Consider the following 18,231-nt stretch of genomic DNA (forward strand, 5'->3'; position numbering starts at 1 on the left):
ACCAGGGACACGAGGATTTTCAGTCCTCTGCTCTACCGACTGAGCTATCTGGCCAAATGGCGACCCAGAAGGGACTTGAACCCTCGACCTCCGGCGTGACAGGCCGGCACTCTAACCAGCTGAGCCACTGGGCCGTAATGGTGGGCACAACAGGGCTCGAACCTGTGACCCTCTGCTTGTAAGGCAGATGCTCTCCCAGCTGAGCTATGCGCCCACGAAACTTTAATTACGTGACAAATAATATTATATATTCACATCTACATATTGTCAATACTTTATTATAATTTTTTAATATATTGCTAAAATCAGAGTCTGTTTTAAAAACTTGGATGAATTTCATCTATGAAGGTTAGATGTCTTTTAATATAATATGATTTATTTCTAAAAATTAGTACTGTCGATATTTGACAACAGAAAATTGAATAGAGATTTTGTTTAGACATATACTACTTTGGAAGGGAGTGTGAATAGATGCTGTTGTTAACCATAGTATATAATAAAGAAAGATATCATATAATGCAGGGAATAAGAGAGATAAAAGAATATTTTAAATACAAAGATATACTTATTGGAATATATGAAAGTATTGAGTGTAGTACTCACTTCCTTAAAATATTTTGTGATAGGGAAATCGATATTAAACTAAATAATATATTTGATATACATGCTGCCAACATTATATATAACATAGTGATAGATGAATTTTGTAAAAAAGATATGGCAGCTTTTTTGTCTGATGCATACTTTTTTTTAACACATGAGGAATTAGAAGAAATTAAAAAAGAAAGCTTAAAAGTATTAAGAGGAGAAATAGAAATTAAAGATGAGAACTCTATTTATTGTATAAATAAAAAGAATGATATAATAGATAAAATATGTGGATGTATAAATGAAAATAGGGAGATAAATATAGAGGGATTTATAACCTTTAGAATGAAAGATCTTTTAGAAGATTTAGAGGCAATTATTGATCGTGTAGTGGAAAAATATATGGCAGAAAAAGAATATAATGAGTTTATAAAGCTTTTAAAGTATTTTGTGGAAATTCAAGAAAGTAAAATCAACTATTTAAATATAATTGTCTTAAGTGATGGAAAATATATCATAAATAATGAGCGTGAAGAAGATATAACAGATAGTTTCTTTAAAGATTTGACGGAGTTAAAATACAATGACAACACAGATTTAGATGATATTTTAATAAGTGCACTTATAACAAACTCTCCTGAAAATATAGTGATACATTGTGTTCATAATTGCAAGAATAAAGAACTGATAGATACTATAAAAAATGTATTTACCAATAGAGTTAAATTTTGTGATGATTGCAAAACCTGTAGGCTTATAAAAAATAATTTAAACAGAGTATAGGGTATTAGTTCTTGTAAGATTTAGATAAAATTTATATATTAAAATACTGTTTCCACCTGAGTCTTTAGAGAAGTTAAATTAGTCAACTGTCGTATTTAAATAAAAACTTATGTCATTATATTGACATAATAATTTTAGAATAATATAATAAATTAAAATAGAAGTAAAGACTATGAAGAGGAAAGTAGATAGATTATTTGCTTTAAGAGAGAAGGATTATAAGCTGAAATATCCTTTAAGTAAAATTTATTGAAAACCACCTTGAAGTTGTATACTGAAATTTAGTAAGTATTTCCGTTACTCTGCGTTAAGGACATAGAGATGGTAGCATATAAATGTGCTTTATATGAAGCAAGGTGCTATTAATTTGGGTGGAACCACGGCAAAACTCGTCCCATTTTTAGGGAAGGGTTTTTTTATTTGCTGATTTTTATTATAGTAATTTATCCAAAGGAGGAATAGATGTGATAAAAATAAGTTTAAAAGATGGCAAAGAAATAGAAATTGAAAAAGGGGCAAGGGTAATTGATGTTGCAAAGAAATTAAGTACTTCTTTATCTAAAAAGGTATTAGGGGCTGTAGTGGACGGCAAAGTTGTAGAACTTGATTATGAAATCAATGAAGATTGTAAACTTGAAATTTTAACCTTTGAAGATGAGGAAGGAAGGAAGATATTAAGACACACAGCTTCTCACATACTTGCTCAGGCTATAAAGAGATTATATCCAGAAGTTAAGCTTGCTATAGGACCAGCTATAGATTCAGGATTTTATTATGATATAGATGCCGAATTTTCCTTTACCCCTGAATTGCTTGAAAAAGTAGAAAAGAAAATGAATGAAATAATTAAGGAGAATATAAAATTAGAGAGGTTTGAGCTTCCTAGAGAAGGAGCTATAAAGTTTATGGAGGAAAAAGATGAACCCTATAAGGTGGAACTAATAAAAGATTTACCAGAGGATGCCATAATATCTTTTTACAAGCAAGATGATTTTGTAGATCTTTGTGCAGGTCCTCATGTACCATCTACAGGAAGAGCCAAAGCCGTAAAGCTTCTCTCTATAGCAGGGGCTTACTGGAGGGGAAATGAAAATAATAAAATGCTTCAAAGAATATATGGTACTGTATTTGAAAAGAAAAGTGATCTTCAGGATTATCTTAAATTGATGGAAGAGGCAAAAAAAAGGGATCATAGAAAATTAGGTAAAGAATTGGATTTATTCAGCATACATGAAGAAGGACCGGGATTTCCCTTTTTCCATCCAAAGGGGATGATAATTAGAAATACCCTTCAGGATTTTTGGAGGGAAATGCACTATAAGGCAGACTACAACGAAATAATGACTCCTATTATATTGAATGAAGACCTGTGGCATAGATCGGGACACTGGGATCACTATAAGGAAAATATGTATTTTACTAAAATAGATGATGGAAATTATGCTATAAAACCTATGAACTGCCCAGGGGCTATACTTGTATATAAGAATGATATAAAGTCTTATAGGGATCTTCCAAAAAGATATGCTGAAATGGGAATAGTTCACAGACATGAAAAATCCGGTGCACTGCATGGCCTTATGAGAGTACGCTGTTTTACTCAGGATGATGCCCATATATTTGTTACTAAAGATAATATTGCAGATGAAATAATAAAGGTAATAGACCTCATAGATAACTTTTATAAAATATTTGGTTTTGAGTATTTTGTTGAACTTTCCACAAGACCTGAAGATTCTATGGGTAGTGATGAAGATTGGGAAGCTGCAACGGAAGGATTAAAAAATGCGTTAAAAATTGTAGGACTTGATTATAAGATTAATGAAGGAGATGGAGCTTTTTATGGTCCTAAAATAGATTTCCATTTAAAGGATTGTATAGGAAGAACCTGGCAGTGTGGAACTGTACAGCTGGATTTCCAGATGCCTGAAAAATTTGATTTAAATTATATAGGGGCAGATGGAGAAAAACACAGACCTGTTATGATACACAGGGTGGTATTTGGATCCATAGAAAGGTTTATAGGTATCTTAATAGAACATTATGCAGGAGCATTTCCTGCATGGATTGCACCTGTGCAGGTTCAGGTTATGAATATTACTGATGCTCAGGCAGATTATGTGGCAGAAATAGCTAAGACACTTAAAGAAAACAATATAAGAGTAGAGTGTGATATTAGAAATGAGAAAATAGGATATAAAATAAGAGAAGCACAGCTACAAAAGGTTCCTTACATGATTATTTTAGGCGATAAAGAGATGAAAGATAAAAATATATCAGTGAGAAGTAGAAAAGAGGGGGATATAGGAACTATGTCCCTGGAAGATTTTGTATTAAAGCTTAAAAAAGAAATAGATGAAAAAATAAGTTATATATAATGTATTTATTGGTTTATATTAACATGAAAAAATGTATTGACTAAAAGGAGTTAAAATAGTATAATTTAATGCGTCAAGAAGAAACAGCCGTTTCTCACCTTACAGTGAAGACTGGTAAGGTTGTAGGTATAAGAATTTCTTATCACTAAGGATTCTTTACTATATGAGTAATGTATTCAAAGCGGCTTTAGGCCGCTTTTTTATGTGTGACAATAAGGTTCTGTATATTTGCACCTAAGATATTTTTATTCTGAACTTCGGGATATTTGTATATTAGAACATAACTAAAGCTTTAAAAAAAGGTAGTAATTTTGTAAGTGTAGTAAAAGCATGATTGAGAGGAGGAATTTATTATGCCAAAAATGAAGACTAAAAAAAGTGTGGCTAAAAGATTTAAACTTACAGGAACAGGTAAATTGAAGAGAGCACAGGCTTTTAAAAGTCATATATTAACAAAAAAGAGCAGAAAAACCAAAAGAAATCTTAGGAAAACAGCATATGTTTCAGAAACTCAGGAAAAAGTAATGAAAAAGTTATTACCTTATGTGTAACTGAATAATTCTAAAAGGAGGTTTTTATTATGGCAAGAGTAAAAAGGGCGGTAAATGCCCGTAAACATCATAGAAAAATATTGAAACTTGCAAAAGGTTATTATGGCGGCAAGAGTAAATTATTTAAAACTGCTAACGAAAGTGTTATAAGGGCTTTAAGAAATGCCTATGTGGGAAGAAAGCTAAAGAAAAGAGATTTTAGAAAACTTTGGATAGTGAGAATAAATGCTGCAGCTAGAATAAATGGTTTATCCTATTCTAAATTTATGAACGGAATAAAAACTGCAGGTATTGATATTAATAGAAAAATGCTTTCAGAGATAGCTATAAATGATCCTAATGCATTTACAGAATTGGCTCAAGTAGCTAAAGCACAGTTAAATGCTTAAATTCAAGATCACATAAAAATAAGTGGAGCAAAGTTTTGCTGCACTTATTTTTATCCGAAGGTTGTAATTAGCTAACACCCCCTATCTTCTTCAAGTGGAGATAAGCACTACATAGGCAAAATCCACCTGAACCTAAGAATCACTTTGATAATTATGGAGAGGATTATATGGATATAATTAAAAGTAAAGATAATTCACGTATAAAAGAAGCTAAAAGATTAAAAGAAAAAAAATATAGAATTCTAAGGAAGGAATTCATAGTAGAAGGTTTCAGATTTATAGAGGAGGCTATTAATTCTGAATTTTGTATATCTGAAATATTTTTGAGTGAATATTTTATAAAAAGAGAAGAAAAGCTTCTTTTAGAAATAAATAATAAAGTGAACTGCCCTGTATATTTTGTTTCAGATGAATTATTAAGGAGCATAAGCTGTACTGAAAATCCTCAAGGAATAATTGCTGTGGTAAAAAACAAAGAATTAAGTATTAAAAATGAAGAGGGGTTTTATATTTTGGCAGATAAAATACAAGATCCAGGAAACATGGGAACCATAATAAGAAGTGCCCATGCATCAGGAGCACTTGGAGTTATAACTACTAAAGGGACAGTAGATGTGTATAATGAAAAAACATTAAGAGCTACTATGGGGTCTGTATTTTATATACCTATAATTCAAGATGAGTCTCTGGAAAAAATGAAATATTTAAAGCAGATAGGTTTTAAACTAATATCTAGTTCTTTGAATTCAAATATTAATTTTTATGATATGGATTTAAAAGAGAAAATTATAATTGCAGTAGGAAATGAAGGAAAGGGACTTTCAGAAGATGTGAGGAAAATTTCAGATATAGAAGTGAACATTCCAATGCCAGGAGGGGCTGAATCTTTAAATGCAGCTGTGGCAGCTTCCATAATGATGTTTGAAGTAGTAAGACAAAATATGTATTGACAAGATTTAAATGTGTATGTAAAATCTAAAGGTATAAGTAAAAATTAAATAGTATATTTTGAATACTGTGAAAGAGAAAGTAGATATATGAAAATTTTTTAGAGAGAAAAAGTCATGGCTGAAAACTTTTTTGAAATAGGAATATATTGAAGTTCGCTCTGGAGTACTTGCTGTGAATTAAGGTGTTTTTTAATCAATAACAGGTTGAGGATATCAAGTAGTAGCTAAGCGGGAAATACCGATAAATATACAAAGAGGATATTGTTTTTGATATCAATTTGGGTGGTAACGCGGAGTAGTTCGTCCCTTAAAGGGGAGGAGCTTTTTTTATTTTAAATTTAGTGTTATTTTTAGAAAGGAGTATCTAAGGTGAAAAAAAAATTAGAAGAGATAAAGGAAAATGCATTTAGAGAATTACAGAATAAAAGAAAAGAGTTGGACATAGAAAGTATAAGAATTAAATATTTAGGTAAAAAAGGTGAACTAACTAATATATTGAGAGGTATGAAGGAACTTTCAAAAGAAGAAAGACCTATTATAGGGAAACTTGCCAACGATATTAGAGTTTCACTTGAGAAAGCAATAGAGGAGGCTTCTGAAAAAGTAAAATCCAGTGCCAGGGAATCGAGAGTTAAAAGTGAGACTATTGATATCACTATGCCGGGAATAAAACAAACTATAGGAAGACGTCATCCTCTAGAACAAGTTCTGGAGGATATGAAGGAAATATTTGTTTTCATGGGATTTACCATAGAAGAAGGGCCAGAGGTAGAACTTGATTACTATAATTTTGAAGCTTTAAATATACCTAAGAATCATCCAGCTAGGGGAGAACAGGATACTTTTTATATAAATGATAGTTTGGTTTTAAGAACTCAAACTTCGCCTACGCAGATAAGAACAATGGAAAAACAAAAACCGCCAATAAAAATGATATCACCAGGGAAGGTTTACCGTTCTGATTCGGTAGATGCTACCCATTCTCCTATATTTTATCAGATGGAGGGGCTTGTAGTTGATAAAGGTATAACTTTTGCAGATTTGAAAGGCACCCTTGAATTGTTTGCCAGAAAGATGTTTGGAGATGGAATGAAAACGAAGTTCAGACCACATCACTTTCCTTTTACAGAGCCTTCTGCAGAAATGGATGCTACCTGTTTTGTATGTAATGGAGAGGGTTGTAGAGTGTGTAAGGGAGAAGGATGGATAGAACTCCTAGGCTGTGGTATGGTTCATCCTCAGGTTTTAAGAAATTGCGGTATAGACCCTGAAATATATAGTGGATTTGCTTTTGGTATGGGGGTAGATAGAATGGTTATGTTAAAGTACGGAATAGATGATATAAGAAATATGTATGAAAGTGATATGAGATTTTTAAATCAATTTTAGTATGTAGATTAACAGTATAGAATCTAACAAATTATACTTTTAGAGAGGAGATTTTTATATGAAAGTTCCAGTAAATTGGCTTAAAGATTATGTAGATATAAATATTACAGGTAAGGAGCTTGGAGACAGATTGACTCTAAGTGGTTCAAAAGTGGAAGAAGTGGTTACAACAGGAGAAGATATAAAAAATGTAGTTACAGGTAGATTAATAAAAGTAGAAAATCATCCTGGGGCAGACAATTTATTTGTATGTCAGGTAGATGTGGGAAAAGAGGAACCTATTCAAATTATAACGGCAGCTAAGAATATGAAGGAAAAAGATATAATTCCTGTGGCATTACATGATTCAATCATTTATGGAGGAGTAAAAATAAAAAAGGGAAAACTCAGAGGGCTTGTATCAAATGGTATGTTTTGTTCTGAGGAAGAACTTGGAATATCAGGAGATAAACAAGCAGAAGGACTTATGATTTTACCGGAGAATACTCCTATTGGAAAGGACATAAAAGATGTATTGAATATGACAAGTTCCATATTGGATTTAGAAATAACTTCCAATAGACCTGATTGTTTGAGTATTTTAGGTATAGCCAGAGAAACTTCAGCGACTTTAAATGGAAACTGTAGATTCCCTGAAGTTAAATATAGTGCTTCTTCCAGTGAAAATATACAGGATAAATTAAAGGTTGAAATAAAAGATAAACTTTGCAGGAGATATATGGCAAGAGGAATAGAGGGTGTAGAAATAAAGCAGTCCCCTTCATGGATGGAAGAAAGGCTGATGGAGTCAGGAGTAAGACCCATAAATAATATAGTGGATATAACAAATTTTGTAATGCTTGAGGTAGGAATACCTATGCATGCCTATGATATAAGAGAAATAACTTCAAAAAGTATAGTGGTTGAAAGAGCAGAAGAAGGAGAAAAATTTATTACACTTGATGGTGAAGAGAGAGTATTGGATAAGGATATACTTACTATAAAGGATGGAAGCAGAACCATAGGAATTGCAGGAATAATGGGGGGACTTAATTCTGAAATCAGAGAAGATACTTCCTCAGTTGTTTTTGAGTGTGCTAATTTTAATGGAACTAACATAAGGATATCTTCTCAAAAGCTTGCCCTTAGAACAGAGGCTTCCACAAGATTTGAAAAGGATCTGGATCCTAATTTAGCTGAGTATGCCATAGATAGAGCTTGCCACTTAATAGAAATGATTGGCTGCGGAAAAGTAATGCAGGGTACCATAGATGTATATGAGGAAAAGGTTTATCCTCATAGTCTGGAGGTTGATTGTAATTGGGTGAATAAATTTCTGGGAACCGATATAACAAAGGAAAATATGGCAGAGTATTTAAACAGATTGGAATTACATACAAAAGTGGAGGGAAATGTTTTAAAAATAGATGTTCCAACTTTCCGTGGAGATATAAATATAAAAGAGGACGTGGCAGAGGAGATAGCTAGAATATATGGCTATGACAATATACCTTCTACCATAATAAAGAGTGTGAGTACAAAGGGTGGAAAAAGTGAAAAACAAAAATTAGATGATAAAGTCATAGAAGCAATGATTTCAAGCGGATTCAGTCAATCTATAAATTATTCTTTCATTAGTAGAAAGGCCTTTGACAGAATACTTCTACCAAAAGACAGTTCTCTTAGAAATACGGTAACTATAAAGAATCCTTTAGGAGAGGATTACAGTATAATGAGAACCACTACCCTATCTTCAATGATGGAATGTTTAAGCAGAAATTATTCTAGAAAAAATGAATTGGTAAGATTATTTGAAATAGGAAAAGTTTATATGCCTAATAAGTATATGGATAAACTTCCCAAGGAAAAAAATATTATAACCATTGCTATGTATGGAAATTCAGACTATTTTAATTTGAAAGGTGCAGTAGAAAATATATTAGAAATTTTGAAGATAGAAAAATTTTCTTTTGAAAGAGAGAGTGAAAATCCAAGTTTTCACCCTGGAAGAACTGCTCTGATTTACATAAAAAAAGATTTAGTGGGTATATTAGGGGAAATTCATCCAAAGGTTTGTGAAAATTATGAAATTGAAGAAAGGTGTTATGTAGCAGAACTTAACCTAGATATATTATATAAGTATGCTAGTTCTTATAATAAATATACTCCTCTTCCTAAATTTCCGGCAGTATCTAGAGATTTGGCAGTATTGGTAGACGATAATATATTAGTACAGGATATAGAAAGTATCATAAAAAAACAAGGAGGTAATATGGTAGAAAAAGTAAAACTATTTGATGTTTATAAGGGAAAACAAATAGAGGATGGCAAAAAAAGTATAGCGTATTCCATATCTTATAGACTTTCAAATAAGACACTTACAGATGCTGAAGTTAATAAAGTGCATGATAAAATATTGAAAGCACTGGAATATAAACTGGGAGCGCAGCTTAGATAGAGTTATTCTTAGGCTTAGATTGAAATTAATTTTTTTTTCTAAGCCTTATAATATGTTTTTTATTGTATATTATGGTATAATCTATATAGAAATATATGGAATTTTTAAATAATATGTTTAATATGTAAAAGATTTATGATAAAATATCCCTATGGGTTTAGAAAACATCATGATCTGAGAGGGTGTTTAAATGAATGTAGTGACAGTTTTTATAAATGGAATTGAATATAATTTAAAGGGAGAGGAACAAGAAGAATATTTACATAAGGTTGCCAGTTATGTGGATAAGAAAATAAAGGATGTATTAAAAAATAATAATAAGTTAAGCACTTCCTCAGCTGCTGTTTTGTCGGCAATTAACGTAGCAGACGATATGTTAAAAACACAGAAAATCAATCATGAATTATTAAAAGAGTTGGATAAAATGAGAGAAGTTGAAAAATCCAATAGAGAACAGATTGATTTTTTAAAAGAAGAACTTAGTTCTTTGGAGCAAGTTAACATGGAACTTAAAATCAAACTTGAAAATAGCAGTGACAGCAAGAATATAAGTGAGAAAGAACATAAAATTAGCAAGTTGCAGGAAGAATTGAAAATTGAAAAAGAATCAACTCAGAAGTATATCAATGAAAATAGAAAACTTATGTCACAAAATAAAGAATTAAAATTTCAGATACAATCGGAAAAGTATAAAGTAATAGATCTTCAACATAAATTAATGGAAAATGAAATAAGTCTGGCAAAGGAAAGAAAGCAGAAAAACCCTCTTTTAAATAATGATGGAGTAAAATAAAAAAACTCAAGGCTTGTTACCTTGAGTTATAATAATTTAATATGAACAAACTAACAGCATGAATTGGATCCACATGTAGCTACTGCTCCCAGAGTTGCGTTGTTAACAGCAAGGGTACCAACGGTAACTGCACTAGTAACAGTGGCAACTACAGTATAGGTACAGCAGCAGTCATTGCAGCAGGTATCATTGCAGTCACATACGAAGAACGAAAATGTCTGGCTAGAGAGTAATGCTACTAAGTTAAATGCCCATGCAGGTCCTACTGGTGTAGGGGTAATTTGATTTCCACACTGTTTAAATACTTGGATATTTAAAGAACCGGTAAAAGCAACAGCTGCTACAAGGTTACTTGCAAATTCAAGCTTGATGCAAGGATCTTTTAATTTGCAGGTATTTAGTGTCAGTGTAGCAAGGGTAAAAGTAGTACCAAGAACAGTAGCTGCAGGTATAGTAATTGAATTAGGGCATCCGCATTTTATAATAGTTTGACACTCATGTTCTGGTTTTTTATTGCAAGGATCATAGTGACCTTTGCCACAAGGATCATATTGATCTCTGTTACAAGGATCACAATCATAATATCTTGACATAGAGTTCATAAAAGAAATCCTCCTTTTTATAATAAAGTTAAAATACATTAGAGTAAAATAGCTTGCGAATAATGATTAATAATTTTGTCATTGGCTTCTACTATAATATATGATTCCCAGAAAAAAAGGTGATCACATATAAAAAACTTAAAGTATTTCAGCAGAATTCTCTTCGTTATCATGGTAAGGGAACAATGGCTCTAAGTTTTGATCAGGATAAAATTTAGGAACAGGAGTCCTTTCAAATATTTCACATGGATTTTCTTCAGATTCTTCACATGGCTCATCTGGAATTGGACAGTAACTGTAAGCTGGAATGAGCAGCTGTACAATAAGTTCACATTTTACGATAATGTAATACCCCAAGGTAATATCCAAAACAAGATTTCCAGAGCAGTCTTCTGTCAATTCACCATCTAGTGCTTCTGCCACCATTTCAAGTTTAATAATATTTGAATCCATGTCTTTAGGATAGGCAGCAGGTGTAAAGTTACCGGAAGTTTCAGCTATTGAGTCGGGACAATAAAATTTTCCAATTACATCCGTTCTGTTAATTTCATAAAATTCAGTTTTATTTACATTATTACAATCAATGTAATCTGCATAGAAAGATATAACATAAGAAATAATAACTTTCTTGAAACCTTCATTCCTTTTAATTGGAATCCTATCTACAGAAATTAATTTTATATTAAAATCTCTGCTTCCAAGATATCTCTTAGGATCAGCTAGAGCATTACTTCTTAATTCACAATCTGTTTTATTTGTATCAGGTCCTTCATTATATACAAGGCACCTTTTAATCAGGCATTGATCAAAAACTTTAGGCACTTCAATACAAACTAATTCAGAAGGATCAGGTAAACGTCCTTGTTTGTTTACAAGACCAGGACGTGGTACAAATTTATTAAAGTTAATGGACATAAATTCTCCTCCTTTTAAATAATTATCTTCAAAAAATATGCACTTCTACACTGATATAGTATGCTTCATTATTTATAGTTGTGATTTTAGTAATACATTTTATAAAGATTTTATAAAATATAATAGGAGGTAGGTGAGAAATGTTATGATAAATAAATATCCCTGGATATTCATAAATAATAAAAAGGAAGTGTGGAAGTTTTATTTAAAAACAAATGGGGAATTAATGTATAAAGTAATGTATGAAAAAGGAAAATGGACTGAAGAAAAAGTTATTGATACAGGAATAATTGAGTTTGCAATATGTGTAGAAGATGGGCTAGTTCACATATTATATATCAATAAAAGAAATGAAGTAAAATACTGTATGAGAAAAGAAGGAAATTGGATTGGAGAAAAGGTCTATAACATAAAAAAAGACAATTTTCAAGTGCAGGACTTGAAAGCTGTAATTTTACAGGGCAAGATGCATCTGTTTTATTTGTTGGTAGCAGAAGATGGAAGCAAGCGGGGGATCTTGAAACATTGTCTTTGGGATGGCAAAAAAATAAAACTATATACCATTCAATATATAATTTTGTCAGATAAGGCTCGTCGGTACTATGAAATACAATTAAATAAAAAAAATTATATTGATGTGTTTTTTATTTCAAATAGAGGTCATGAATTGTCCTTGAATTATTGTACTTATAGAAATTCCTGGACTGAAGCTAAAAGGCTCTATGGAATTCAATGTGATAATATGATGTTTAAAGTACTGAATACTCCTTATGCTTATAATATAGTTAATAAAATCAAAGAGGGAGAGGTATATTCCCTGGAACATGTTCGGATTGAAGAAAATGTGAGTATGAAAAAATATGAAATTTATAAAGGGAATTTAGAACCTGTTGAACCTATTATATTTTATATGGATGATAAAATATTTACTTGTTGGCAGGAAGAAGGACATATTTTTTGTTCTCAATATAAGTTTGGGAAATGGGAGATTCCAATGAGATTTAATGAAGATTTAGAAACTCCTGTTAACGTGTATAATTTTTTGAATACAGTGGATACAAGTGGATCAGATATAGTCTATGGTATAGAGGATAAAGATTTATATATTTTTACCTTTGAAGAGTTAACCAAAAATCATGTATCTTTGGTAGAAGAACAAAAATCATCAAGTGACTCCAGCATTGGAGCAGAAGATAAAGGCATAGAAGAAATAAAAGATAAGTTTAAAAGGATATGTTATGAAAATAGTCTCCTTAAAGAAAAAATAGATTCATTTAGTATTAATATGAAGAAGAAAAAATTTGCTGTGCAGGAGTATGAAAATAAAATCAATAGAATACTTGAAGAAAAAAAGAAGTTAAAGGAGCATTGTAACTTTTTTATGGAAGTTAAACAGAATGTTCAAAAGGAATTGGATGAAACTAAAAGTGAATTAGAAAAACAAAGAATGTTTAATAGTAATATTAAAAATGATTTAAATAAAAAGGTTAAGGATAACAAACTTCTTAAGGAAAAAATAGATTCTTTAATAGAAGAGAATACTAGATTAAAGGAAGAATTAGATTTTGAGAGAGGTCAATCTCTAGTGACAAAATTATTTAGAAAGAAGGAGTAGTTTAATGTGCTCCTTCTTTAAATTATGTCGTATTATAGGATTAGGTAATTATTCGTGATATAAAGGGTTTGTTTTATATGTCTACAAGCAATTTTATAATTTATAAATATATATTTATATATGACTTTAATTCTAAGACCCTAGTATATTCTGAAAAATTTTATAACTATGGAAATATGTGGGGAAAGATACGGGGAGTATATTAGTTTCTAGAATAATTCATTTGTATTCTTCTTCATTATCTTCTATACACTCTTCCTCGTATTCTTCAGGATATTCATCTTCATATTCATATTCACTCTCATTTATTTTTGAGGTGTTTTTCGAACCAGGAAATAATGGTTTTAAGTTTTGATCTGGATAAAATTTAGGTACTGGAGCCTTATTGAATTTATCACATAGATTTTCTTCAGGCTCAGGTGCACATGGTTCCTTAGGTATTGGACAGTAACTATAAGCAGGTATCAGAAGCTGTACAACTATTTGACACTTAACTATAATATAATAACCTAAAGTGATATCTAGATATTTTTTATTATTGCATTCGGTTAACACTCCTTGAAGTGCTTCTGCTACCATTTCAAGTTTTATGATATTTGTATCACAGTCACTTGAATCATTGGAATTAACAGAGGTATTAGATGATTTAGATAGTGAATCAGGACAATAAAAACTACCAATTATGTCTTTTCTATTAATTTCAAAAAGTTCAGATCTGTTTACTGCATTACAATCAATATAATCTGCATAAAAGGATATAACGTAACAAAGAATTATTTTTTTAAATCCGATTTTACCTATGATAGGAATTTGTTCTATGGATTTTAATGTAATTTTGAAATCCCTGCAGCCTGCAAATATTTTTGGTTCATCCAGGGGGTTGCTCCTTAATTCACAGTCTGAGTTGTTTGTATCAGGACCTTCTTTATAAAAAAGACATTTTTTAATTAAACACTGGTCAAAAACTTTAGGTACCTCAATACAAACTAATTCTGATGGGTCCGGCAGGCAGCCTTGCTTGTTTACAAGTCCAGGACGTGGTGTGAAATTATTAAAGTTTATTGACATAGTTTTCCTCCTTTTGAGAAGTATACAATATTTACATTATATATTATGCTTAAAAATCATAGGTGTGATTTTTTTATAATAAATAATGATTCAATAAATACGGTACTTACTTCCTTCATTAATGGGATTTATACAGTTAAATAATTTAATTTGTATTTTATCTTTGAATATATTACCCACATCAATATCCTTTGTGTATGTAGTTATAGGATGAGTATATAAATTTTTAGTATCCATACATTTTTGTAAATTTTTACTTTTTATATTATATTATGCGTTAAGATACATTTTGTTAACTACTAATAGGAGCTAGTTTTTAACCAGCTCCTACCTATATAGATACTATCTTTTTTGTTTTAATCTATCAATTGGGAAATTCCATTCTGAATCCAATGTAGGATATGGTTTTCTAACCTGTCTTTTAACGCCATTTTTAACGCCATTTTTAACACCATTAGTATTATCCTTACAATCATCCAGACCCCAAATCTGTTGTTTTTGAAGTAATTTCAAGCATAAATATACAACTGATTTGTCAGTGAATTCTTCAAATTCCTCTTCATTGATAAATCCATCAATTGGTATACCTTTATCATTAATATCTGCATCAAAAATTGCAGACCATTCAAGTTCACAAAAAACAGGCTCATTAAAAACTTCAATATTGGATCTATCTGCCTCTCTTATATTCTTTCCTTTTCTTTTAGAATCAAAATATCTAGCAACTAAAGGAGGAAGATTTGGCAAAATTTGTGGAAAATTTGTAAAATTTACATCAGTATAAGCTTTGATTGGAATGTGAACAGTAGTATCTTTAATGCTTCCACCTATTCCAGATTTCGTTGTGCACTCTCTTACAGCATATTCTATATTTTTTCTTATATAACCTTCAATAAATACTTTACTAGTTGGTGCAATATATCTGCATTGAGTTAAAAATATTTGTTTTTCTATTCTTTTTATTTCATAAGCAGGTTCATTTAACTTTATTTTTGATTCTGAATCTATTTGAAGTACAAGTTCTGCTAGAACTCTTGGAACTTTATATTGACCTTGTGGCCATGGATAATTAGTAGCAGGTGTAAGAGTATCTGCACTTATAACTCTAGCATTACAATCAGAATCAGGACAAAAATTATTGTTATCCATTTTATTATCTCCTTTTTAAAAAAGTTCAGGATAATAATGTTGTTATTTATATCCTAATACATACTATTCTAAAATAAGAAAAATGTACATAAACAATCCATAATTATATTTGAAAAACACTTATCCGGTTTAGCAGTAACTTTATTGTATAATGTGGCTATTTTATGATACTATAAATAAGAATTTATCCAAATAAATTGTAAATTGTGAATAGTGAATTATAAATTAATACATGGGAGAGAAATTTATGGAAAGAGTAGAGTTATTGGCTCCTGCAGGAAATATGGAAAGTTTATATGCCGCAGTACAGTCAGGGGCAAATGCCATTTATTTGGGAGGAGATAAATTTTCTGCTAGGGCATATGCTCATAATTTTGATGATATTTCTATAAAAGATGCAGTTAAATACTGTCATTTATATAATGTAAAAATATATGTGACCATGAATACTTTAATGAAAGAAGGAGAATTGAAGGAGGCCCTTGAGTATGCAAAATTTTTATATAATATAGGGGTAGATGCTCTTATAATACAGGACATGGGTTTTTTTTATATACTTCAGAAGAATATACCGGACTTTGAGGTTCATGCTTCTACTCAAATGACAATACATAATGGAGAAGGGGCACTTTTTTTAAGCAATATGGGATTTAAGAGAATAGTACTTTCAAGGGAACTTTCTTTAAAAGAGATAAGACATATATCCCAGGAACTTAAAATAGAAACGGAAATATTTGTACACGGAGCCCTTTGTATATGCTATTCAGGGCAGTGTCTTATGAGTAGTATAATAGGAGGAAGAAGCGGAAATAGAGGCAGATGTGCCCAGCCTTGCAGACTTCCCTATAAAATAGTAAATAAAAAAGAATGTACTGAAAAGAGTGGATATCTTTTAAGTCCCAAGGATATGTGTACTATTGAAGATATGAATGAAATAATAGAAAGCGGTACATCTTCTTTAAAAATTGAAGGAAGAATGAAAAGACCTGAATATGTAGCTGGGGTTGTGACAGAATACAAAAATGCTATTAAAAATTTTTATAATGCATCCTCATCAATATATACAGATAAGGATGTAAAAAAGAGACTTCTGCAATTATTTAACAGAGAGGGTTTTTCAAAAGCCTATTTATATGGGAACACTGGAAAAGATATGATGGCATACTCTTTTCCTAAGAACACTGGAATTAAAATGGGAAGAGCGGAAAATGATAAATATGTTTTTCTATACCAGGATATATCTTTAAGTGACGGAGTTAGAATCGGAAATAAAGGATTTACCATTTCTAAAATAATTAAATATGATAAGGAAGTAAATAAGGCCTATAGGGGAGAAAAAGTAAAGATTGTACCAGCTAAATATAATAGTGGGGATATACTATATAAAACCTCTGATTCTCATCAGTTAACACAATTACAGGCTATTTATAAGGAGCCTTATGGAAAAAAGCTAGGTTTGAATTTAAAAATACAATTTCAAAGAGGTAAACCTATTGTACTTTGCACTAATTTTAAAGGGAAGTATTTTAAGGTAGGGGGAGAAAAGGTTCTAGAAGCAGTAAAACAACCTTTAAGTAAGGATAGAATATGTAAAAGTATAAATAAAACAGGGGACAGTATATTTAAGTTTGACAATATAGAATTTGAAAATTTTGAAGAAGGATTTTTACCCATATCAGATATAAACCAAATTAGAAGAAAGCTTGTAAATGAGATAGAGAAATATATACTAACTGTAAATAGAAAAAAGACTGCTTTTAACAGTTTACTTTTAAAAACAAAATTTAATGAAATTTCCATTCCTGAAAAAATGGTAGTTGTGGATAATGGTGAACAGTTGGAGGCTGCTCTTGAAATGGGTTTTAACCATATATGTATAAATCCTTTTAAAAGAAATACATCTGTTGATTTAGGAATTATTGAAACTGTGAAAATATATATTAAGATACCTAATATAGTAAGAATGGAGTTTGATTATATAGAAGAATTTATAAATAAAAACTTGAGCAAAATACAAGGAATAATTACTGGAAATCTAGGTGTGATAAGTAAGTTCAGAAATAAAGTACAAATCTTTGGTGATTATAAACTTAATATAACAAATAGCTATGCTTTTAGTATGTATAATAAGTTTACTAATGGAAATTGTTTAAGTGTAGAATTGAATAGAAATGAAATAAAAGAAATTGTTTCAAACAGTAATTTTACAAGTCAGGTTCTTGTATATGGAAAAGTAGAAGCTATGATAAGTGAATACTGTGCTATAGGAAGCATTTTTGGCGACAAATCTACTGATAGGGATTGTAGTAAAGTTTGTGAAAAAGGGGAATTCTCCTTTGTAGATAGAAAGAGAAAAGAATTTACATTAAAAACAGATGGATTTTGCAGGAATTATGTGTACAACACAGTACCTGTCAATCTGATTTCCAATATGAAGGATTTAAGGAGTATAGGCATCAAGTCTTTTAGAGCTGATTTTATTGACGAAAGTTATAAGAGTACAAAAGAGATATTAAAATATTTTAAGGAAGAACAGTTTAAAGGTGATTTTAGTAAATTTACAAGATCACACTATAGAAATGGAGTAGAATAGGTATAGTTTTAAACTTGAAAGGAAGGATAAA

Annotated in this window: 14 protein-coding genes, 2 tRNA genes and 2 other annotated features; of the genes, 10 read left to right on the top strand and 6 right to left on the bottom strand. The window is 30.7% G+C overall.

Annotated features, from left to right (window positions below; all coding sequences use genetic code 11):
* Positions 1–57: 57 nt before the first annotated feature.
* Positions 58–134, bottom strand: a tRNA-Asp gene (locus V7Q02_RS04085).
* A gap of 4 nt (positions 135–138) precedes the next feature.
* Positions 139–214, bottom strand: a tRNA-Val gene (locus V7Q02_RS04090).
* A gap of 257 nt (positions 215–471) precedes the next feature.
* Here V7Q02_RS04090 and ytxC point away from each other — a divergent pair.
* The 8 genes from ytxC to zapA all read left to right on the top strand — a co-directional run bounded on the left by ytxC (position 472) and on the right by zapA (position 10,258).
* The gene (ytxC, locus tag V7Q02_RS04095; RefSeq protein WP_333859708.1) at positions 472–1,371 is read left to right on the top strand and encodes a putative sporulation protein YtxC; all 900 of its coding nucleotides are present in this window, start codon (positions 472–474) and stop codon (positions 1,369–1,371) included.
* A 163-nt stretch (positions 1,372–1,534) separates the two neighbouring features.
* Positions 1,535–1,771, top strand: a binding site (T-box leader).
* A 64-nt stretch (positions 1,772–1,835) separates the two neighbouring features.
* A complete protein-coding gene (gene thrS, locus V7Q02_RS04100) occupies positions 1,836–3,749 on the top strand; it encodes a threonine--tRNA ligase (protein WP_333859709.1) in 1,914 nt (637 codons plus the stop codon).
* 353 nt (positions 3,750–4,102) lie between these two features.
* Complete coding sequence (rpmI, locus tag V7Q02_RS04105; RefSeq protein WP_012103540.1) at positions 4,103–4,300, top strand: 50S ribosomal protein L35; 198 nt, start codon at positions 4,103–4,105, stop codon at positions 4,298–4,300.
* 29 nt (positions 4,301–4,329) lie between these two features.
* On the top strand, positions 4,330–4,689 hold the full coding sequence (gene rplT / locus V7Q02_RS04110) for a 50S ribosomal protein L20 (RefSeq protein ID WP_333859710.1): 360 nt from the start codon (positions 4,330–4,332) through the stop codon (positions 4,687–4,689).
* A 167-nt stretch (positions 4,690–4,856) separates the two neighbouring features.
* Complete coding sequence (locus tag V7Q02_RS04115; RefSeq protein ID WP_333859711.1) at positions 4,857–5,639, top strand: TrmH family RNA methyltransferase; 783 nt, start codon at positions 4,857–4,859, stop codon at positions 5,637–5,639.
* 58 nt (positions 5,640–5,697) lie between these two features.
* Positions 5,698–5,950: a binding site (T-box leader), on the top strand.
* 58 nt (positions 5,951–6,008) lie between these two features.
* Positions 6,009–7,028 (top strand): phenylalanine--tRNA ligase subunit alpha, encoded by a 1,020-nt coding sequence (gene pheS / locus V7Q02_RS04120; protein WP_333859712.1) that lies wholly within the window; start codon positions 6,009–6,011, stop codon positions 7,026–7,028.
* Positions 7,029–7,086: 58 nt separating this feature from the next.
* Complete coding sequence (gene pheT / locus V7Q02_RS04125) at positions 7,087–9,465, top strand: phenylalanine--tRNA ligase subunit beta (RefSeq protein ID WP_333859713.1); 2,379 nt, start codon at positions 7,087–7,089, stop codon at positions 9,463–9,465.
* A 190-nt stretch (positions 9,466–9,655) separates the two neighbouring features.
* Positions 9,656–10,258 (top strand): cell division protein ZapA, encoded by a 603-nt coding sequence (gene zapA / locus V7Q02_RS04130; protein WP_333859714.1) that lies wholly within the window; start codon positions 9,656–9,658, stop codon positions 10,256–10,258.
* A 50-nt stretch (positions 10,259–10,308) separates the two neighbouring features.
* Here zapA and V7Q02_RS04135 read toward each other — a convergent pair whose 3' ends face one another.
* Both V7Q02_RS04135 and V7Q02_RS04140 read right to left on the bottom strand, forming a co-directional pair.
* Complete coding sequence (locus V7Q02_RS04135; RefSeq protein ID WP_333859715.1) at positions 10,309–10,860, bottom strand: DUF4489 domain-containing protein; 552 nt, start codon at positions 10,858–10,860, stop codon at positions 10,309–10,311.
* A 138-nt stretch (positions 10,861–10,998) separates the two neighbouring features.
* The gene (locus tag V7Q02_RS04140) at positions 10,999–11,775 is read right to left on the bottom strand and encodes a hypothetical protein (protein WP_333859716.1); all 777 of its coding nucleotides are present in this window, start codon (positions 11,773–11,775) and stop codon (positions 10,999–11,001) included.
* 145 nt (positions 11,776–11,920) lie between these two features.
* On the opposite strand from V7Q02_RS04140, the gene V7Q02_RS04145 reads away from it, so the two are divergent.
* Positions 11,921–13,390, top strand: coding sequence for a hypothetical protein (locus tag V7Q02_RS04145; RefSeq protein ID WP_333859717.1), 1,470 nt, complete (start codon positions 11,921–11,923; stop codon positions 13,388–13,390).
* Positions 13,391–13,609: 219 nt separating this feature from the next.
* Here the strand turns inward: V7Q02_RS04145 and V7Q02_RS04150 are convergent, their stop codons facing one another.
* Complete coding sequence (locus tag V7Q02_RS04150; RefSeq protein ID WP_333859718.1) at positions 13,610–14,458, bottom strand: hypothetical protein; 849 nt, start codon at positions 14,456–14,458, stop codon at positions 13,610–13,612.
* Between the two features lie 342 nt (positions 14,459–14,800).
* The gene (locus V7Q02_RS04155; RefSeq protein WP_333859719.1) at positions 14,801–15,607 is read right to left on the bottom strand and encodes a CsxC family protein; all 807 of its coding nucleotides are present in this window, start codon (positions 15,605–15,607) and stop codon (positions 14,801–14,803) included.
* 247 nt (positions 15,608–15,854) lie between these two features.
* Between V7Q02_RS04155 and V7Q02_RS04160 the strand changes: the two genes are divergently transcribed.
* On the top strand, positions 15,855–18,200 hold the full coding sequence (locus V7Q02_RS04160; RefSeq protein ID WP_333859720.1) for a U32 family peptidase: 2,346 nt from the start codon (positions 15,855–15,857) through the stop codon (positions 18,198–18,200).
* Positions 18,201–18,231 lie beyond the last annotated feature (31 nt).

The sequence above is a fragment of the Clostridium sp. genome (genome assembly GCF_036781005.1).
Lineage (GTDB): Bacteria > Bacillota > Clostridia > Clostridiales > Clostridiaceae > Clostridium_B.